This window comes from Kitasatospora sp. NPDC092039 (assembly GCF_044756065.1).
Lineage (GTDB): Bacteria > Actinomycetota > Actinomycetes > Streptomycetales > Streptomycetaceae > Kitasatospora.
This window is the reverse complement of sequence record NZ_JBIVSD010000009.1, coordinates 87,562-105,843: the sequence shown is the minus strand read 5'-3', so window position 1 is coordinate 105,843 and position 18,282 is coordinate 87,562. Positions and strand designations below refer to the sequence as shown.

Here is an 18,282-nt window from a genome sequence, read left to right as displayed (position 1 = left end):
GCGTCCTCACCGCATGAGGGCGGCGAGCAGCGGGCGGTAGTGCTCGAAGCCCGGCACCGGGGCGCCGGCCACCTTCGCCCGCTCGTCCCAGCGCCGTACCGCCACCGCGTCCCGGGCGCCCGGGAGTTCGGCGAAGGCGGCGGCCCGCCGCTCGTCCATCGGGCCGCCCTGGACCTCCAGCGTGTAGGCGGAGGCCGCGGAGAGCCGCTCCCGGTACCCGGGTTCGACGGCGCACAGGTAGCGCTTGGCGGCCACGTGCAGCCGGACCGGCTCGGTGACCTCCGGGCCGAACCACTGGGCGAGCCAGTCGGCCCCCGAGTCGCTGTGGCGGTTGTCCCGGCCGTCCATCAGGTCCCGGCCGTGCAGGGCGCCGTGGAAGTGCCCGACGTCGTGCAGCAGTGCGGCGGCGACCAGGTGCGCCGGCGCCCCGGCGGCCTCGGCGGCAGCGGCGGCCTGGAGCATGTGCTCGGCCATGGTGACCTCCTCGCCCAGGTACTCCCCGGCGCCCTCGCCGGCGAACAGCTCGGCGATGGTGTCCAGGGCGGCGGCGCGGCGGTGCAGCACGGCGAGGGTGCTGTTCAGCGCGTCGAGGTCGGCGTAGCAGCCCTGGAGGTGCCGGTGGCCGTCCGGCCGGAACGCCGTGCGGGCGTGCAGCAGACGGGTGTTGTCGAAGACCAGGCAGTCGCCGGGGCCGAGGCGGAAGGTGAGCCGGAGGCCGGGGCGCAGGGCGATCGCGGCGAAGCGGCGGTAGGCGGCGTAGAAGGCGTCCAGGTCGTCCGGGCCGATCCCCCGGACGGTGCCGATCGAGCGGTTGTTGAACCTGACCTCGCGGATCCGGCCCCGCGGGTCCACCTCGATCAGCGGCCGGTCGGCGCGCAGCTCGGTGCGGCGGTCGCGGAAGACGAACGGGACGGGCGTGCGGGTGAGGACCTCGAACGCGTCCGGCGCCTCCTCCCGGAGGATCGCCGCGGCCCGGAACCCGTCCACCAGCCCGGAGTCGCCGCCGGTCGCCGAGTTCTCCAGGCAGTGCAGCAGCTGGAGGGTCGGCACCGGGTCCCGGTACGGGTTGTCGGTGTGCGGGGCGATGGCGGCGCTGGTGAAGGCGAGGTTGTTCGGGTCCGGCTCGACCCGGACGTCGAACAGCTCCCCGTAGTTGGTGACCCGGACGTACCCGAAGCTCTCCGCGACCCGCAGCACCTGCCGCTCCACGGCAGGCACCCCGCGCAGCACGGCGAAGCCGTCGCGCCGTACGGCGGCCAGCACCGCGGCCCGCTCGGCGGGGTCCTCCAGGTAGGCCTCCCACCGCGCCCCGGGGAGGCCGGCCGCGAAGTCCGCGGCCGTCCAGAGCCGCTTGCCGTGCTCGGTGCGTCCGTCGCCGCCGTCCGCCCGGTCGAGCCACTCCAGCGGGTAGCGGGAGCGGTGCCCGTCCGACCAGCGCACCTCCAGGTGCCCGTCGGCCTCCGTGCTCCCGGCGACCGCCAGGCCGTCCGGAAGGTCGTCGATCTGGAACAGCTTCTGTCCGTTGCGCGGGTCCCGGCACTCGGGGCACGGGCAGTTGTCGCGCAGCCAGTACGGCGGCAGCTCGGTCACGGTCTCCTCCTCGGCGGCACTACGGCTGTCGTAGGGCATGAAGTTGTATAGCCAACTTCAGGTGCTGCTCGGGAGCCTGCCTGCCTCCGGTGAGTTCCACGTGCCGGGCGGGTGAACGCTTCGGGAACTGTGCCGGCGGGCGCTTGCGACCGGCTGTTCGAGTGAGGGGCGCGGGGCGCGGGGCGTTTCGGGGCGGGGCGGCGGTGGCGCTGCGGCACTGTCGGAGGACTTCCTCCTGCTTCGAGAGGCGATCGGCCATGGCCCATTCCTCATCCAATCCGCCCGGCTCGGGGCACACCGCGCTGCGGCGCGAGGTCGGTGTCATCGGACTGCTCTGGGCCTCGGTCGGCGCGATCATCGGCTCCGGCTGGCTGTTCGGGGCGCAGAAGGCGGCGGTGGCGGCCGGGCCGGCCGCGCTGCTGTCCTGGGGCATCGGCGCGGTGGCGATCATCCTGCTGGCGCTGGTGCACGCCGAGCTGGGCGGGCTGTTCCCGGTGGCCGGCGGCACGGCCCGCTACCCGCACTACGCCTTCGGCGGGTTCGCCGGGATGTCCTTCGGCTGGTTCACCTGGCTGCAGGCCGCGACCATCGCGCCGATCGAGGTGCAGGCGATGATCAACTACGCCCGGCACTGGACCTGGGCGCGCGGCCTGCTGCACGACGACCTGACCCTCACCGGGACCGGCTTCGTGGTCGCCGCCGTGCTGCTCGGGCTGTTCGTCGCCATCAACTTCCTCGGCGTGCGGCTGCTCGCGCACACCAACAGCGCGGCCACCGTGTGGAAGGTCGCCGTCCCGGTGCTGGCCATCTTCGCGCTCGGCCTCACCGAGTTCCACGGCTCCAACTTCGACGTGCACGGGTTCGCGCCGGACGGCGCCAAGGGCGTGCTCACCGCGATCAGCAGCAGCGGGGTGATCTTCGCACTGCTCGGGTTCGAGCAGGCCATCCAGTGGGCGGGGGAGAGCCGCAACCCGCGCCGGGACATCCCGCGCGCGGTGCTCGGCTCGGTGGTGATCGGCACGATCGTCTACGTGATGCTCCAGGTGGTGTTCATCGGCGCGCTGCCGCCGGAGACCTTCGCCCACGGCTGGAGCGCGCTCGACTACCCCGGGATCAGCGGGCCGTTCGCCGGCCTGGCGACCCTGGTCGGTCTGGGCTGGCTGGCCACCGTGCTGTTCATCGACGCGGTCGTCTCCCCGGCCGGCACCGGGCTGGTCTACATCACCTCCAGCTCCCGGGTCACCTACGGCCTGAGCCGCAACGGCTACGCGCCGCAGGCGCTGCAGTCCACCGACAGGCGCGCGGTGCCCTGGCTCGGCCTGCTCATCGCCTGGGCGGCCGGGGTGATCTGCTTCCTGCCCTTCCCGAGCTGGCAGCGGCTGGTCGGCTTCATCACCTCGGCGGTGGTGCTGATGTACGCGGGCGCCCCGCTGGCCTTCGGGGTGCTGCGCAAGCGGCTGCCGAAGATGGAGCGCTCGTACCACCTGCCCGGCGGCGCGGTGATCTCGCCGCTGGCCTTCGCGGTGGCCAGCCTGGTCATCTACTGGTCCGGCTGGGACACCCTGTGGCGGCTGGGCCTGGCGATCGTGATCGGCTACCTGCTGCTCGGCGGGTACTCCTGGTACGCGCGCTCCAAGGGGGTGCCGAACGCGCCCCGGATGGACTTCCGGGCCGGGCAGTGGCTGCCGGTCTACCTGATCGGCATGGGCCTGATCTCCTGGCAGGGCACCTTCGGCGCGGGCGCGCGGGGGAACCTGCCGCTGTGGTGGGACATCGTCGTCGTGGTGGTGTTCTCGCTGGTCGTCTACTACTGGGCGCTGGCGATCGCGCTGCCGGCGGAGGAGATCGAGCGGAACATCCGCGGCGTCGAGGTGGTGGGCGTCAACGGGCACTGACACCCGGACACGGCAGCGGCCCTCGGAGGACGTCCTCCGAGGGCCGCCGCCGCGCGTGGTGCCGGCTGCCCCGGGCTCTCCGGCCCGGACCGTCGCGCCTCCAGCTTTCAGGCCCGGTCGGTCGCGCGCCGGCCCGGGCCCGGACCGTCGTGCCCCGGCTCAGGCCCGGACGGTCGCGCTCCAGGCGGCCTCGGCGGCGGCCAGGGCGGGCGCCGGGTCGGCCGAGGTGGCGGCGGCGAGGCCGGTGAGGCAGGCGCGGACGGTGTCCAGCGCGGCCGCCTGCCCGTAGTGGTTGACCCGCAGCATCGAGCCGGCCAGCGCGCCGCCGCCCGGCTGGACCGGCAGGGCCGGATCGAGGCGGGCGGCGAGGGCGGTCGCGTCCACGCCGTCCGGGGTGCGCAGGGTGGTGGCGACCGGCGCCGCGTGGGCGTCCTCGACCACGTACGGGGCCAGGGTGCCGAGCGCGCGGACGCCGGCGCGGGTGGCGGCGGAGGCGGCGCGGTGGCGGGCGATCACGGCCGGCAGGCCGTCGACGGCGATCCGGTCCAGGCAGGCGCCGAGCGCGAGCATCTCCAACTGGGCCGGGGCGTGCGGCAGGACGGCGCGGCCGGCGTCGGTCCAGCGCTCCTTCCAGTCCAGCAGCGAGAGGTAGGAGCGGCGCGGGGCGGCCGGGTTGGCGGCGATCCGCTCCCAGGCGCGCTCGGAGACGGACACGGCGGAGACCCCGGCCGGGCCGCCCATCGCCTTCTGGCCGCCGATGACGCACAGGTCGACGCCCCACTCGTCGGTGAGCAGCGGCTCGGCGGCGACGGAGGCCACCGCGTCGAGCATGAGCAGCGCACCGTGCTCGCGGACCGCGGCTCCGATCCCGGCGACCGGGTTGGTGTTGCCGGTGGCGGCCTCGGCGTGCACCAGGGAGACGAAGTCGATCTCCGGGTGGGCGTCCAGGGCCTCGGCCACCTGCTCGGCGCTCACCGCGCCGTCGAAGGGCACGGCCAGGTCGACGACCTTCGCCCCGCAGGAGCGCAGCCAGTTGCCGAAGGTCTGGCCGTACGGGCCGGTGACGATGTTGAGGGCGGTCGAACCGGGGTGCGCGGCGCCGCGGATGGCGGCCTCCAGGGGGAGGAGCGCCTCGCCCTGGGTGACGATCACGTCGGCCGCGGTGTGCAGCAGCGCGGCCACCCGGTCCTCGATCGCCGCGAACTCGGCGGCGCTGAGCGGGGGCAGGTCGAGGAAGGGACTCACGTCTTGATCGCCTTTCGCGGGGTGGGGTGCCGGAAACGAGTCTGCCGCATCGTGACTGCTTACACGGCACCCGCCCGTCGGTAGAGTGCGGCCATGAACGATGGCGCGGTGCTGCACGTGCGGGGTCGGGTGCTGGTCGGTCCGCAGGACGTCCGGGACGAACTCTGGGTGGTGGACGGCCGGGTGAGCTTCACCCGCCCGCCGACCGCCGGGGACGTGCGGACGGTGACCGGCTGGGTGCTGCCCGGCCTGGTGGACGCGCACTGCCACGTCGGCCTGGACGCCCACGGCGCGGTGGACGCCGAGACCAGCGAGAAGCAGGCGCTCACCGACCGGGACGCCGGCACCCTGCTGATCCGCGACGCCGGCTCGGCCGCCGACACCCGGTGGATCGACGAGCGCGAGGACCTGCCCCGGATCATCCGGGCCGGGCGGCACATCGCCCGCACCCGCCGCTACATCCGCAACTACGCGCACGAGATCGAGCCCGGCGACCTGGCCGCCTACGTCCGGGCCGAGGCACGGCGCGGCGACGGCTGGGTGAAGCTGGTCGGCGACTGGATCGACCGCGAGCGCGGCGACCTCGCCGCCTGCTGGCCCGGGGACGCGCTGGCCGAGGCGATCGCGGCCGCGCACGAGGAGGGCGCCCGGGTCACCGCGCACTGCTTCTCCGCCGAGTCGCTGCCGGACCTGCTGGCGGCCGGTATCGACTGCGTCGAGCACGCCACCGGGCTGACCGAGGAGCTGATCCCGGCCTTCGCCGAGCGCGGGGTGGCGATCGTGCCGACCCTGGTCAACATCGCCACCTTCCCGGACCTCGCGGCCGGCGGCGAGGCCAAGTTCCCGGCCTGGTCGGCGCACATGCGGCGGCTGCACGAGCGCCGGTACGACACCGTGGGCGCCGCGCACGACGCCGGCATCCCGGTGTTCGTCGGCACCGACGCGGGCGGCTCGCTGGCGCACGGGCTGGTCGCGGACGAGGTGGCGGAGCTGGTCAGGGCAGGGCTGAGCCCGGCCGAGGCGCTGTCGGCGGCGAGCTGGGGGGCGCGCGAGTGGCTGGGGCGGCCGGGGCTGGAGGAGGGCGCGCCGGCGGACTTCGTGGTGTACGCCCAGGACCCCCGGGCGGACGTCCGGGTGCTCGCGGACCCGCGGCTGGTGGTGCTGCGGGGGCGGCCGGTCGGGTAGCCGTGCCGGGGGCCGCGGGGGCGGCCGGCCGGGTCGCCGCGGGGGCCGGTCGGACGGCCGCGGACCCCTCCCGACCGGCGTCGATCGCATGATCATCCGCTGAAAGCCCTGTCGGTGTAGGCCGATAGGGTGGCGACCATGGCACCGCGTCCACTGAACGAGATCGTCGAGCCCGGCTGGGCCGCCGCCCTGGAACCCGTCGCCGGACGGGTCGCCGCGATGGGCGACTTCCTGCGCAGCGAACTGGCCGCAGGCCGTACCTACCTGCCCTCCGGCCCGAACGTGCTGCGCGCCTTCCAGCAGCCCTTCGCCGACGTGCGGGTGCTGATCGTCGGGCAGGACCCGTACCCCACCCCCGGCCACGCCGTCGGGCTCAGCTTCTCGGTGGCGCCGGAGGTGCGGCCGATCCCGGCGAGCCTGATCAACATCTACCGGGAGTACGGCACCGACCTCGGCCTGCCGCAGCCCTCCAACGGGGACCTCACCCCGTGGACGAACCAGGGCGTGCTGCTGCTCAACCGAGTGCTCACCGTCCAGCCGCGCAAGAGCGGCGGGCACCGGGGCAAGGGCTGGGAGGCGGTCACCGAGCAGGCGATCCGGGCGCTGGTGGCGCGCGGCGGCCCGCTGGTGGCGATCCTGTGGGGCAGCGACGCCCGCAACCTGCGCCCGCTGCTGGGCAGCGTCCCCTCGGTGGAGTCGGTCCACCCCAGCCCGATGTCGGCCGACCGCGGATTCTTCGGCTCGCGGCCGTTCAGCCGGGCCAACGAGCTGCTGGTGCGGCAGGGGGCGCAGCCGGTGGACTGGCGGCTGCCGTAGCAGAGGTGCGTAAGCACAGAACGCCAATCTCACTCCAACGGGTGAAATGACTTTCTGTGTTACTCATGTGACGGATTGTTCGAGAAGACTGGCGGCTCATCGTTTCATCTGTGTGGGGGTATCGCCATGTCTTCTCGCCGAATCGTTTCCGCCGCCGCGGCCACCGCCGTGGCGGCGAGCACGCTGCTCACCGCCGCTCCGGTCCACGCCGCCGAGCCCGCCCCGTCGCCCGGTAAGGCGCGCGCCGTCACCGCCGAACTCGACCTGGACGTCAGCCTGTTGAACAAGGCGGTGGACGTTCCGGTGAACATCGCGCTGAACAAGGTGGAGTCGCCGGCCCAGCGATGGGGGTCCGCCCAGCCGGAGGCTGGGGGTGGCTCCGTCCTGACGGCCACGGTGGCCGGGGTCGACCAGACCGGTCCGGTCGAGCTCGTCAAGGCCGACGTCGGGAAGTCGGTGACCCGCGTCGACGCCAAGGGCGCCACCGCCTCCGTCAAGCTGGTCAACGCCGACGTGCACGCCCCCGGCCTGCCCGCCACCGCGCTGCTCGGCCTGGAGGCGATGAGCGCCGAGGCGACCTGCCCGGTGGACGGGCGGCCGACCGCCGACGTCATCGCGCCGGTCAGGGTCAGCGTGCTCGGCAAGCCGGTCACCGTCGGGCTGTACGGACCGACCAAGGTGGACGTGCCGCTGATCGGCAGCGTCTCGGTGGAGTTCTCCAAGAAGACCGTCACCACGACCACCGCCGCCGCCTCGGCCCTGGAGGTGCAGGTGGAGGTGAACCCGCTCAACCTGAACGTCGCCAAGGTCACCGGGAAGATCACCGTCGCCTCGGTGAGCTGCGAGAAGCCCTCCGCGCCGGCGGCCACCCCGTCCGGCCCGGCCGCCCCGAGTGCCGCGCCCACCGGCGCGCCCGCCGCCGCCCAGCCGGTCGCCGACACCACCGCCTCGCGCACCGCCGTCCCGCAGGCCGCGGTGGAGAAGGCGGAGAAGCTGGCCGCCACCGGCGGCAGCGCCACCGGGCCGCTCGCCGCGGGGGCCGCCGCCCTGGTCGCGGGCGGAGCGGCCGCGCTGTGGGCCACCCGGCGCCGTCGCGCCGCGCACGCCCGTCGTCACTGACCACGCCGGTGCCGTCACCGGCGGCACCCGGAACGGCGGGAGTGCCGCCCCCGGCACTCCCGCACCGTGACCGTGCCAATGCGGACGGTTGGTTCACCTGCGTGTTACATGAGAGGAACAACCGGGAAACGGCGGCTTGCGACGCTACGCGGGCACCCACCACCCAGCAATGCGAGGGACACGCCGTGGCAATCAAGGCCGAGTACATCTGGATCGACGGCACGAAGCCGACCGCGAAGCTCCGTTCCAAGACTCGCGTCCTGCCCAACGCCGACAAGATCCCCACCTGGGGCTTCGACGGTTCCTCGACCAGCCAGGCCGAGGGCCACGCCTCGGACCGCGTGCTGGACCCGGTGAAGGTGGTGCCGGACCCGATCCGCGGCGGCGACCACATCCTGGTGCTCTGCGAGGTCCTGGAGACGGACGGCACCCCGCACGTCTCCAACACCCGCGCCCTGCTGCGCGAGGTCGCCGAGAGGTACGCCTCCCAGGAGGCGATCTTCGGCATCGAGCAGGAGTACACCTTCTTCAAGGGCTCCCGGCCGCTCGGCTTCCCGGAGGGCGGCTTCCCGGCCCCGCAGGGCGGCTACTACTGCGGCGTCGGCGCCGAGGAGGTCTTCGGCCGCGAGATCGTCGAGCTGCACCTGGACCGCTGCATCGACGCCGGCCTGGCCATCTGCGGCATCAACGCCGAGGTCATGCCCGGCCAGTGGGAGTTCCAGATCGGCCCGGTCGACGCGCTGAGCGTCTCGGACGACATGTGGATCGCCCGCTACCTGCTCTACCGCACCGCCGAGGAGTTCGGCATCGACGCCACCCTCGACGCCAAGCCGGCCCGGGGCGACTGGAACGGCGCGGGCGCCCACACCAACTTCTCCACCAAGGCGATGCGCGAGGGCTACGACGCCATCATCACCGCCTGCGAGTCGCTCGGCGCCTCCCAGGAGAAGGTGCTGGAGCACGTCAGCCAGTACGGCGACGACATCCAGTCCCGCCTGACCGGCAAGCACGAGACCGCCCCGTGGAACGTCTACAGCTACGGCGTCTCGGACCGCGGTGCCTCCGTGCGCATCCCGTGGCAGGTCGAGGTGGAGAAGAAGGGCTACATCGAGGACCGCCGCCCGAACGCCAACGTCGACCCCTACGTCGTCACCCGCCTCCTGATCAACACCTGCTGCGAGGCCCTGGAGAAGGCCGGCCAGGTCTGATCCACCGCCGCACCCGGCACCCGCACCGCACCGCGGTGCACCCGCACCACGCCGCGGGCCCCCTCCCGACCCGGGAGGGGGCCCGCGGGCGTTCCCCGGCGCCCGGTACGGGGCCCGATCGTGACCCGCGAACCGCTGGTCAAGCGTCTCCGCCGGGCCGAGAATTCAAGGCATGACCCAGCAGCCCCTGCTCCTCCTCGACGTGGACGGACCGCTCAACCCCTACGCCGCGCCGAAGCGGAGGCCCGAGGGCTACGCCACCCACCGGCTGCGCCCGTCCTGGTGGGTGGCGAAGCAGGAGCACCTGGCGGCGGTCCAGGCGCGGCAGGCGACGCGCGCCAGGCACGCCAAGCCGCCCGCCGTCCGGGTCAAGCCGCTGCGGGTGTGGCTGAACCCGTCGCACGGCGAGGAACTGCTGGCGCTGCCGTACGAACTGGTGTGGGCCACCGGGTGGATGGGCGAGGCGAACACCCTGATAGGGCCGCACATCGGCCTGCCCGAACTCCCGTACATCCGCTGGACCGACCTGTTCGGCGTGAACCCCGACGGGCTGCACTGGAAGACCAGGGACGTGGTCGCCTGGGCCGCCGGACGCCCGTTCGTCTGGGTGGACGACGAACTCGGCCCGCAGGACCAGGAGTGGATCACCGCCCACCACCCCGGGCCGGCGCTCGCCCTGCACGTCAACCCCCGGATCGGGCTGCTGGCCGAGGACTTCGCCAGGCTGCGGGAGTGGGCCGAAGGCTAGGGCGTGAACCGGGGGCGTGGGAGCGCGCAAGGCGTGAAGGGCCGGATGAAGTGCGCCGAGCGCCCCATTGTGGACCCGGCACCACCCTTTCTAACGTCCACTCATGACCATCTTCACGGAGCCCATCGGCAGCATCCCGCGGCCGCGCACCCTGCTGAACGCCCTCGCCGAGCACGCCGAAGGGCGGCTCTCCGACACCGATCTGAAGAAGCTGCAGGACGAGGCCACCGCCGAGACGCTGGCCAAGCTGGAGGAACTGGGGTGCCCCGTCCTGGTGGACGGCGAGCAGGCCAAGCCGAGCTTCGTCACCTACCCCCTCGCCGGGCTGGCGTCCCTCGCCGGGGACGGCGCCGTCATCCCCTTCGCCGACGGGCACACCCGGCAGCTGCCGCGGCTGACCGCCGGGCCCTTCCGGTACCAGGCCCGGGCCGAGAGCTACCTGCGCGACGCCCGACGCCACACCGCGCAGCCCGTCAAGCAGGCCGTCATCGCGCCCTCGGCGCTCAGCCTGCTCTACCCGGCCGACGGTATCGACGGGTACTCGCGCGAGGAGTTCCTGCGGGACCTCGCCGACGAGGCCGAGGCCGACATCCGCGGCTGCCTGGACGCGGGCGCCCACGTCGTCCAACTGGACTTCACCGAGGGGCGGTTGTCGCTCAAGCTGGACCCGTCCGGCGGCCTGTTGGGCGACTTCGTGGCCCTCAACAACCAGGTGTTGGAGCGGTTCACCGAGGAGGAGCGGGCCCGCCTCGGCGTGCACACCTGCCCGGGCGGGGACCAGGACTCCACCCACAGCCTGGACGTCGACTACGCGGAGCTGCTGCCCAGGCTCTTCCAGCTCAAGGTCGGCAACTTCTACGTGCAGCTGGCGAGCGAGGCCGACCCCGAGCGCGTCCTCGCCGTCATCGCGGAGCAACTGCGCCCCGGGATCCGGGTGTTCGTCGGGGTGACCGACCCGATCGACCCCCGGGTGGAGAGCCCGGAGGAGGTGCGCGACCGGGTGCTGGCCGCGGCCCGGTACATCCCGGTCGACCAGCTCGGCACCACCGACGACTGCGGGTTCTCGCCGTTCGCCGACGACGCCTCGACCTCGCGCGACACCGCCTTCGCCAAGATCGCGGCCCGGGTGCGGGGCACGGCCCTGGCGGCGGAGGCGCTCGGGGTCCGGTAGGCCCGCGCCGCGCGCCGCGTCCGGCCCTCCTCGGCCGTCCGTCCGTCCGGTCGTCCGTCCGGTCAGCCGGGCGGGCGAGGAGGGCCGATCCCGCGCCGTTCAGGCCGAACCGAGCACGGCCTCCAGGGCGTCGAGGAAGCGGTCGGTGGTGGCCTCGTCCCGGACGGCGATCCGCAGCCACTCCTCGCCCAGTCCCGGGAAGGTGTCCCCGCGCCGGACGGCGAAGCCGTGCTCGCGCAGCCGCTGCCGGACGGCCGCCGCCTCCGGCAGCCGCACCAGGACGAAGGAGGCGGCCGGTTCGCCGTACAGCCGTACGGACGGGAAGGCGGCCAGGCCCTTCACCAGGTGCTCGCGCCGGAGCGCCAGTTCGGCCGCCGCCCGCTCCGCCTCGGCGAGCGCCGCCGGGGTGCTGCATACCTCGGCGGCGGCCAGCGCCGGGGTGGAGACCGGCCAGAGCGGCTGGGCGGCGCCCAACTCGGCGATCAGCGGCGCCGGCCCGAGCACGTAGCCGATCCGCAGCCCGGCCAGGCCCCAGGTCTTGGTGAGGCTGCGCAGCACGACGACCCGGCCGGGCAGGCCCCGGACGGCGGCGAGGGACTCCCGCTCGCCCGGGACGGTGTCCATGAACGCCTCGTCCACCACCAGGGTGCGCCCCGGCCGGGCCAGGGCGGCGACGGCCTCGGCGGGGTGCAGCACGGAGGTCGGGTTGGTCGGGTTGCCGAGGACGACCAGGTCCGCCTCCTCGGGGACGGCGCCCAGCCGGAACCCGTCCCCGGGGGAGAGCAGCACCCGGTGCACCCGGTGTCCGGCGTCCCGCAGGGCCGCCTCGGGCTCGGTGAACTGCGGGTGCACCACGGCGACATGACGTGGCGTCAGCACCCGCGCCAGTAGGACGAAGGCCTCCGCGGCGCCCGAGGTGAGCAGCACCTCCTCGACCGGGCGGGCGTGCCGGGCGGCCACCGCGGCGCGCGCGGCGCTCTGGTCGGGGTAGGCGGCGAGGTCGCCGAGGGTGGCCGCGAGGTGCTCGCGCAGCCAGGCCGGGGGAGTGCCGGTGCGGACGTTGACGGCGAGGTCGACCAGGCCGAGCCCGTCGGCGCGGACCTCGGCGTCGCCGTGGTGGCGCAGGTCGGGTTCGGGGGCGGTCACGAGGGATCTCCTAGCGGGGCGGTGCGGGTGGTGCCGGCGGTGCCGGGTGTGGGCGGACGGTTCGGGTGGTCGTAGGGGCCCCCGGCGGCGGCCGCGGCGGAGCGGGCGATCGCGACCGTGGCCCGTGCCGACTTCCGCTTGGTCACCACGAGCCGGCCGCCCGGCGCGCTGGCCAGCGCCGCCGCCTCGGCGACGCTCGCGGTGCCGACGGCGGTACCGACCGCGGGGGAGGGGTTGGGCACCGTCACGCCCGCCAGTGCCTCGGGCGGGTGCTCGTCCACCGGCACCCCGGGGAGGTGGTCGGCCGTCCAGCGCACCGCCGGGTGGTCCGCCTTGCCCGCCACGGTGGCCAGCCGGGCCACGGCGGCGAGCGGCAGGCCGGCCTCCCGGAGGGTGTCCGTCAACAGCCGCAGCACCTCGGTCCGTTCGGCGCCGCTGCTCGCGCCGATGCCGACCACCAGGGTGCGCTGGGCGACGGAGACCAGTCCGCTCACGTGCCGCACCCTTTCGTCCCGAGCTCCGGTGATCCCACCACGCCCGGCCGGAACGGGTCAATCACGGCGGGTGTGACGTCCGACGCCGTTCCCGGCGGGGCAGGGCGAGGCGGAGCAGGGCGGGTGGGGCGTCCGGCGCCGTTCCCGTCGCCCCCGGTCCGTCGCGGGCCCACCCGGGCACTGCAGCTGTTCGCCTGTTCTTCACCCGCGTTGTGCGGTACACGACACCATGACGCTCCTACTGTTCTCGGCGCTCCCGCCCGGGAAGCCCCGACTTCCGGAGGACCCCATGGCCTTCGCACGACCGCGCACCCCCATGACCCCCGCCCCCGGCACCCCCACCGCCGCGCCGCCCTCGCGCCCCGGCCGCGCCGCCGGAACCCGGAACTGACGCCCGTGTACGTCGCGGACTCCCGCAGCTCGAAGGCCCCGGCCGCGTCGGGCCCCACCGCGTCGACCCCCGCCGGGCCGGCCGCCGGGCGGGGGCGACGGGCCGCCGTGCCCGGCGCGGTCGTCGCCCTCGGCGCGGTCAGCCTGGTCACCGACGTCTCCTCCGAGATGGTCACCGCCGTCCTCCCCCTCTACCTGCTCACCGGCCTCGGCCTCTCCCCACTCGGCTTCGGCCTGCTCGACGGCATCCAGAACGGCTTCAGCGCCCTGGTCCGGCTGGTCGGCGGCCACCTCGCCGACCGCCGCGGCCGCGACGGGGCCGCCCGCCACAAGGCCGTCGCGGCCGTCGGGTACGGGCTGTCCGCGCTGTGCCGGCCGCTGCTGCTGTTCGTCCACACCGTGCCGCTGATCGGCGCCGTGATCGCCGTCGACCGCACCGGCAAGGGCCTGCGCACCGCGCCCCGGGACGCGATGATCTCGCTCGCCACCGAACCCGCCCACCGCGGCCGGGCGTTCGGCGTGCACCGGGCGATGGACACGGCCGGCGCCCTGCTCGGCCCGCTCACCGCCTTCCTGGTGCTGCGGCTGGCCGGCGGTCCGCTGCTCGCCGACGGCGGCGAGCGGCACGGCTACGACGCGGTGTTCACGGTCAGCTCGTGCGTCGCGGCGCTCGGCGTGCTGATCCTGCTGCTGTTCGTGCCGAACCGGCAGCAGGGTGACGACTTGTCGACTTCCGCGCCCTCGCTGCGCGACAGCCTCACCCTGCTGCGGCTGCCGGGGCTGCGCCGGTTGACGCTCTGCGCCGTCCTGCTCGGCCTCACCACCGTCAGCGACTCCTTCCTCTACCTGCTCGTCCAGCGCCGGCTGGACCTGCCCGTCGGCCTGTTCCCGCTGCTGCCGCTGGGCACCGCCGCCGCCTTCCTGCTGCTCGCCGTCCCGCTCGGCGCGCTCGCCGACCGGATCGGCCGCCACCGGCTCTTCCTCGCCGGGCACGGGGTGCTGCTGCTCGCGTACGGGCTGCTGCTCTCCCCGCTGCGCGGGCTGCCGGTGGCGGTCTGCGTACTGGTGCTGCACGGCACCTTCTACGCGGCGACCGACGGCGTGCTCGCCGCCGCGGCCGCCGACGCCGTGCCCGCCGAGCAGCGCGGCGCCGGGCTGGCCCTGGTCGGCACCGGGCAGGCGCTGGCCCGGTTCGCCTGCTCGCTGCTGTTCGGCGCGCTGTGGGGCGTGGTCGGCGGCCCGGCGGCGCTGGGCTGGTCGGCGGGGGCGCTGGCGCTGTGCGTGCTCGGCGCGGCGGCGGTGCTGCGCCCGTCCGGACCCGCCGCGGACGGGCCCCGGTCCGACTCCGGTTGGGCCGAGCCGGCCGCCGGGCGGCCCGAGCCCGACGCCGGTCGGCCCAGCGCCGCCGGGCAGCCCGATCCCGATGTCGCCAGGACCGAGGAGGAGACCCGATGAACCTGCGGAACCGGACCAGGGTGATCATCCTGCTGGTGGCCGTCGTGCTGCTCGGCGCGGTCGGCACCGGGGCCGTCCTGTACGCCGCCGACCGCACCGCCCGCCGGGACCGGGCCCAGCCCGGCGGGCCGTCCGTCGAGTCCGGTCAGGTGTCCCTCCAGGCGCACGACGGCGGACGACGGCTGCTGTTCCGCAACATGGCCTGGGGCCCGCACCGGGACGAGGTCACCTCTGTCGCCGCCGACCACCCGGACGGCCCGCGCACCGCCTCCGGCGTCCAGTGCCTGCGCTTCCACGCCGCCGCCGGCACCGGCGTCTGCCTCCAGGCCCAGCATGGCGCGCTGGAGGACACCTACCGCGCCGTGGTGCTGGACGACCGCCTGCGTGAGCTCCGCTCGTTCCCGGCGGCCGGCATCCCCACCCGCTCCCGGGTCTCCCCGTCCGGGCACCTCGCCGCCTGGACGGTCTTCGTCAGCGGCGACTCCTACGCGGGCAGCGACTTCTCCACCCGCACCTCGATCGTGGACGTCCGGGACTGGAACCTGCAGGAGAACCTGGAGGACTTCGCCGTCGTCCTGGACGGTCACCCGTACCAGGCGCACGACGTCAACATCTGGGGCGTCACCTTCGCCGACGACACCACCTTCTACGCCACCCTGGCCAGCGCCGGGCGGACCCACCTCGTCCGCGGCGACCTCGCCGCCCGCACCCTGACCACCCTGCACGACAACGTCGAGTGCCCCTCGCTCTCCCCGGACGGCACCCGCGTGGCGTACAAGAAGCGTGTCCCCGGCCTGCCCGCCGACTCCCCGTGGCGGCTGTACGTGCTCGACCTCGCCACCATGACCGAGACCGCCACCGCCGAGCAGCGCAACATCGACGACCAGGCGCTCTGGTCCGACGACGGCACCCTGGTCTACGCGCTGCCCGGCGACTACGGTGCCGATCTGTGGACCGTCCCGGCGGACGGTTCGGGCAGCGCGCGGCAGGTCACCGGGGCCGCGGTCGCCCCCGCCTACCTGGGCTGAGGAACTCTCGGCTACGGTCCCACGTCGAGCAGAGTGTGACGTCCTGATCAGGCGTCCGGAACGAATGTCCTGATCAGACGTCCTGATCGAGCGTTCTGATCGAACGGGGGAGCGAGACAACCGTGGACGGCATCCCACCCGAGCGCATGGTGACCGACTCCTGGCCGGCCCTGCACGGCCGCCCGGTCCTGCGGCGCACCGTCGCCGTCGGACTGGTGCTCTGCGTGTCCGTCGCCGCCGCCCTGGTGGTGCGCGGCGTCAACACGCTGACCGTCGGCCGCGTCGGCCGCGAGACCGACCGCGACCGCGCCGAACGCCTGGCCGGCCTCCACCCCTCCCAGCACCCCGGCCTCGGCCGCTTCTACGTCCCCGTCGGCGCCGTCTACACCCACACCTCCGACGGCGCCCCGGTCGCCTACCTGCACTACCGCCTCGGCGGCGGCAGGGCCCCGGGCCTCGGCGACTTCCTCAGCGCCTACGACCTGCCCTCGCCCGGCCCGGCCGCCCGGCTGCCGGCCGACCTGCTCGCGGCCCTCGGCGGCGACGAGCCGGCCGAGGCCCCGGAGCTCCCCGAGTCCCCGCTGCCGCCGGCCGTCGGCCCCTCCCCCGCTCCGTCCGGGACCGCCGCCGAGAGCCCGGCGCCGACGGCCGCTCCCGCCGACCCCGGCGGCCCGTCCGGCCCCGCCGCGGAGTCCGGTGAGCCCCCCGCCGACTCCGGGGGGCTCGCCGCCGACTCCGAGGCATCCGTCGCCGATCCGACCGTCGCCGACCCGGCTGCCGCCGACCCCGAGGCCCCGGCCGCCGAGCCGGCCCCCGCCGTCGCCCCGGCTCCGGCACCGGAGGAGCCGACCTCCGAGGACCCGGCTCCCGCCGTGGCCCCCACCCCGACCTGGACCCCCTCGCCGAGCCCCACCGGCCTCCCCGGCCACGCCCCCACCGCCCGCCGGATCTACGTGGCCACCATCCCCGGCGGCCTCCCCGGCGCCGCCGACATCTACGTCCGCGCCACCGGCTGACCCGCCGCCCGCGGCCCGTCCGCGCGCCCCTGTCGGCCGTCGGCAACACGCCCGCGCCCCCGCCGTGGACTTCGGCGGGGGCGCGGGCGTTCGGGACGGTGCCGGTCAGCGGGTGACGGCCGGTTCGCGCTGGGGGGCGGGGAGGACCGGCGCCGCGGCGGGCACCGGCGCCGGAGCGGGGGCCGGGCTCGGGGCCGCGGCGCGGCGGGCGGGGGCCTGGCCGGCGAGCATGGCGGCGAGGGCGAGGAGGAGGCCGAGCACCTGCCAGGGGGTCAGGGTCTGGCCGAGGACGACGAGGCCGCCGAGGGTGGCGACGACCGGGTTGATCAGGCCCAGGAACGAGGCCGGGCCGGCGCCGAGGTGCTCGATGCCGCGGAACCAGAGGAAGTAGCCGAGCGCGGTGCCGACCAGGCCGAGGTAGCCGAAGCCGGCCAGGTTGGCGGCGCTCAGGGCGGGCGGCGCGCCCTCGACGACGGCGGCGAGCGGGACGAGGAAGACCGAGCCGGCCAGGAGCTGCCAGGCGGTGAGGTCGAGCAGGGTGGCGCCCTCGGGGCGGCCCCAGCGGCGGGTGAGGACGGTGCCCATGGCCATCAGCGCGACTCCGGCGACCATCGCGGCGATCCCGACGCCGTTCAGCCGGGCACCGCTCTTGAGCACCAGCAGGGCCACTCCGCCGACCCCGACCAGTCCGGCGACCACCGCCCGCCGGCCGGGCCGCACCCGCAGCACGCCGATCGAGAAGCCGGTGACCAGCAGCGGCTGGATCGCCCCGATGGTGGCGGCGACGCCGCCGGGCAGGCGGTAGGCGCCGACGAACATCAGCGGGAAGAACAGCCCGATGTTGAGCATCCCGAGCACGGCCGCGCGCCCCCACCAGCGCCCCTTGGGAAGTCGGCGGCCGATCAGCAGCAGGAGCAGTCCGGCGGGGAGCGCGCGGAGCGCGGCGAGCAGCAGCGGGCGGCCCTCGGGCAGCAACTGGGTGGTGACCAGGTAGGTGGTGCCCCACGCGGCCGGGGCGAGAGCGGCGGTGGCGGCGATCGCTGCGCGCTTGCGGTCCATGACGTCCCCCTGAACGTTGATTATCTGAACGTTGAGATATTTCTACGCCCAGGATCGGCGAACGTCAAGTATGTGAATGTTAAGATATCTGCGTAGGGCAGGCGGACGACTTCGGACAGACGGCTCCGGGAGGGCGACGGACATGCAGCAGCAGCGCGACACCGTGGACGACATCGTCGAGCAGTGGGCCCGGGCCCGCCCCGACCTGGACGCCGGGCCGATGGCCCTGATCGGGCGGCTGCGACGGCTCAACGCCCGGGTCGACAACGCCCTGCGCGAGTACTTCACCGAATGCGGCCTGGACTCCTCCGAGTTCGACGTGCTGGCCACCCTGCGCCGCTCCGGCGAGCCGTACGAGCTCAACGCCCGCGCGCTGCTCAAGTCCGCGATGGTCACCTCCGGCGCCATCACCAACCGGGTCGACCGGCTGTCCGCCAAGGGCCTGGTCGAGCGCAACCCCTGCCCGACCGACCGCCGCGCCGTCCTGGTCCGCCTCACCCCGGCCGGCAAGGACCTGATCGACGGCGCCCTGGCCGGTCACGTCCGGAACGAGGAGCGCATCCTCTCGGCCCTCGACACGGAGGAGCGCACCCGGCTGGACGCCCTGCTGCGCAAGCTCCTCATCGCGCACGGGGACACCGAGCCGCTCCTCTGAACCCGGTCGAACCCGGTGCCGGGCGCGTCCGGGGCGGGGAGCGGCACCCCGCCCCGGGCGGC

General features: G+C 74.9%; 16 protein-coding genes. 11 read left to right on the top strand and 5 right to left on the bottom strand.

From position 1 onward, the window contains the following. Nucleotides 1-6 precede the first annotated feature (6 nt). Nucleotides 7-1,590, bottom strand: a complete 1,584-nt coding sequence (locus ACIQI7_RS19250; RefSeq protein WP_401111288.1) for a TauD/TfdA family dioxygenase — start codon at nt 1,588-1,590, stop codon at nt 7-9. A 257-nt stretch (nt 1,591-1,847) separates the two neighbouring features. Here ACIQI7_RS19250 and ACIQI7_RS19245 point away from each other — a divergent pair, with 257 nt between their 5' ends. Then, nucleotides 1,848-3,485, top strand: a complete 1,638-nt coding sequence (locus ACIQI7_RS19245; protein WP_401111285.1) for an APC family permease — start codon at nt 1,848-1,850, stop codon at nt 3,483-3,485. A gap of 159 nt (nt 3,486-3,644) precedes the next feature. On the opposite strand, the gene ACIQI7_RS19240 is transcribed toward ACIQI7_RS19245, so the two are convergent. Beyond that, complete coding sequence (locus tag ACIQI7_RS19240) at nt 3,645-4,730, bottom strand: pyridoxal-phosphate-dependent aminotransferase family protein (RefSeq protein WP_401111282.1); 1,086 nt, start codon at nt 4,728-4,730, stop codon at nt 3,645-3,647. 93 nt (nt 4,731-4,823) lie between these two features. Here ACIQI7_RS19240 and ACIQI7_RS19235 point away from each other — a divergent pair, with 93 nt between their 5' ends. The 6 genes from ACIQI7_RS19235 (at nt 4,824) to ACIQI7_RS19210 (ending at nt 10,977) form a co-directional block, all read left to right on the top strand. Next, a complete protein-coding gene (locus ACIQI7_RS19235; protein WP_401111280.1) occupies nt 4,824-5,915 on the top strand; it encodes an amidohydrolase family protein in 1,092 nt (363 codons plus the stop codon). A 138-nt stretch (nt 5,916-6,053) separates the two neighbouring features. Further along, a complete protein-coding gene (locus ACIQI7_RS19230; protein WP_401111277.1) occupies nt 6,054-6,731 on the top strand; it encodes a uracil-DNA glycosylase in 678 nt (225 codons plus the stop codon). A gap of 126 nt (nt 6,732-6,857) precedes the next feature. Continuing rightward, nucleotides 6,858-7,850 (top strand): SCO1860 family LAETG-anchored protein, encoded by a 993-nt coding sequence (locus tag ACIQI7_RS19225; RefSeq protein ID WP_401111274.1) that lies wholly within the window; start codon nt 6,858-6,860, stop codon nt 7,848-7,850. A gap of 185 nt (nt 7,851-8,035) precedes the next feature. Next, nucleotides 8,036-9,058: a glutamine synthetase gene (gene glnII, locus ACIQI7_RS19220; protein ID WP_401111272.1), complete on the top strand. Its 1,023-nt coding sequence runs from the start codon at nt 8,036-8,038 to the stop codon at nt 9,056-9,058. Between the two features lie 172 nt (nt 9,059-9,230). Beyond that, nucleotides 9,231-9,806 (top strand): hypothetical protein, encoded by a 576-nt coding sequence (locus ACIQI7_RS19215; RefSeq protein ID WP_401111269.1) that lies wholly within the window; start codon nt 9,231-9,233, stop codon nt 9,804-9,806. Between the two features lie 103 nt (nt 9,807-9,909). Further along, nucleotides 9,910-10,977: a cobalamin-independent methionine synthase II family protein gene (locus tag ACIQI7_RS19210; protein ID WP_401111267.1), complete on the top strand. Its 1,068-nt coding sequence runs from the start codon at nt 9,910-9,912 to the stop codon at nt 10,975-10,977. A gap of 99 nt (nt 10,978-11,076) precedes the next feature. Here ACIQI7_RS19210 and cobC read toward each other — a convergent pair whose 3' ends face one another. Both cobC and ACIQI7_RS19200 read right to left on the bottom strand, forming a co-directional pair. Then, nucleotides 11,077-12,123 carry an Rv2231c family pyridoxal phosphate-dependent protein CobC gene (gene cobC / locus ACIQI7_RS19205; RefSeq protein ID WP_401111264.1) on the bottom strand — a complete coding sequence of 349 codons (1,047 nt, stop codon included), beginning with the start codon at nt 12,121-12,123 and terminating at the stop codon, nt 11,077-11,079. Continuing rightward, nucleotides 12,120-12,617, bottom strand: coding sequence for a cobalamin biosynthesis protein (locus tag ACIQI7_RS19200; RefSeq protein WP_401111261.1), 498 nt, complete (start codon nt 12,615-12,617; stop codon nt 12,120-12,122). Before ACIQI7_RS19200 ends, cobC begins: the two co-directional genes overlap by 4 nt. 396 nt (nt 12,618-13,013) lie before the next feature. Between ACIQI7_RS19200 and ACIQI7_RS19195 the strand changes: the two genes are divergently transcribed. The 3 genes from ACIQI7_RS19195 (at nt 13,014) to ACIQI7_RS19185 (ending at nt 16,506) form a co-directional block, all read left to right on the top strand. Next, nucleotides 13,014-14,462, top strand: a complete 1,449-nt coding sequence (locus ACIQI7_RS19195) for an MFS transporter (protein ID WP_401111258.1) — start codon at nt 13,014-13,016, stop codon at nt 14,460-14,462. Further along, on the top strand, nt 14,459-15,490 hold the full coding sequence (locus ACIQI7_RS19190) for a TolB family protein (protein WP_401111256.1): 1,032 nt from the start codon (nt 14,459-14,461) through the stop codon (nt 15,488-15,490). The genes ACIQI7_RS19195 and ACIQI7_RS19190 overlap by 4 nt, the downstream gene beginning before the upstream one ends. 122 nt (nt 15,491-15,612) lie before the next feature. After that, on the top strand, nt 15,613-16,506 hold the full coding sequence (locus ACIQI7_RS19185; RefSeq protein ID WP_401111254.1) for a hypothetical protein: 894 nt from the start codon (nt 15,613-15,615) through the stop codon (nt 16,504-16,506). Nucleotides 16,507-16,611: 105 nt separating this feature from the next. On the opposite strand, the gene ACIQI7_RS19180 is transcribed toward ACIQI7_RS19185, so the two are convergent. Then, nucleotides 16,612-17,565 (bottom strand): EamA family transporter, encoded by a 954-nt coding sequence (locus tag ACIQI7_RS19180; RefSeq protein ID WP_401111251.1) that lies wholly within the window; start codon nt 17,563-17,565, stop codon nt 16,612-16,614. A 142-nt stretch (nt 17,566-17,707) separates the two neighbouring features. Here ACIQI7_RS19180 and ACIQI7_RS19175 point away from each other — a divergent pair, with 142 nt between their 5' ends. Next, nucleotides 17,708-18,220, top strand: a complete 513-nt coding sequence (locus tag ACIQI7_RS19175; RefSeq protein WP_401111249.1) for a MarR family winged helix-turn-helix transcriptional regulator — start codon at nt 17,708-17,710, stop codon at nt 18,218-18,220. Nucleotides 18,221-18,282 lie beyond the last annotated feature (62 nt).

What these genes read in the sequence shown, in the direction of transcription:
- ACIQI7_RS19245 (WP_401111285.1), top strand. Translation starts at nt 1,848, where the DNA reads ATGGCCCATTCCTCATCCAATCCGCCCGGCTCGGGGCACACCGCGCTG.
- ACIQI7_RS19235 (WP_401111280.1), top strand. Translation starts at nt 4,824, where the DNA reads ATGAACGATGGCGCGGTGCTGCACGTGCGGGGTCGGGTGCTGGTCGGT.
- ACIQI7_RS19230 (WP_401111277.1), top strand. Translation starts at nt 6,054, where the DNA reads ATGGCACCGCGTCCACTGAACGAGATCGTCGAGCCCGGCTGGGCCGCC.
- ACIQI7_RS19225 (WP_401111274.1), top strand. Translation starts at nt 6,858, where the DNA reads ATGTCTTCTCGCCGAATCGTTTCCGCCGCCGCGGCCACCGCCGTGGCG.
- ACIQI7_RS19215 (WP_401111269.1), top strand. Translation starts at nt 9,231, where the DNA reads ATGACCCAGCAGCCCCTGCTCCTCCTCGACGTGGACGGACCGCTCAAC.
- ACIQI7_RS19210 (WP_401111267.1), top strand. Translation starts at nt 9,910, where the DNA reads ATGACCATCTTCACGGAGCCCATCGGCAGCATCCCGCGGCCGCGCACC.
- ACIQI7_RS19190 (WP_401111256.1), top strand. Translation starts at nt 14,459, where the DNA reads ATGAACCTGCGGAACCGGACCAGGGTGATCATCCTGCTGGTGGCCGTC.
- ACIQI7_RS19180 (WP_401111251.1), bottom strand. Translation starts at nt 17,565, where the DNA reads ATGGACCGCAAGCGCGCAGCGATCGCCGCCACCGCCGCTCTCGCCCCG.
- ACIQI7_RS19175 (WP_401111249.1), top strand. Translation starts at nt 17,708, where the DNA reads ATGCAGCAGCAGCGCGACACCGTGGACGACATCGTCGAGCAGTGGGCC.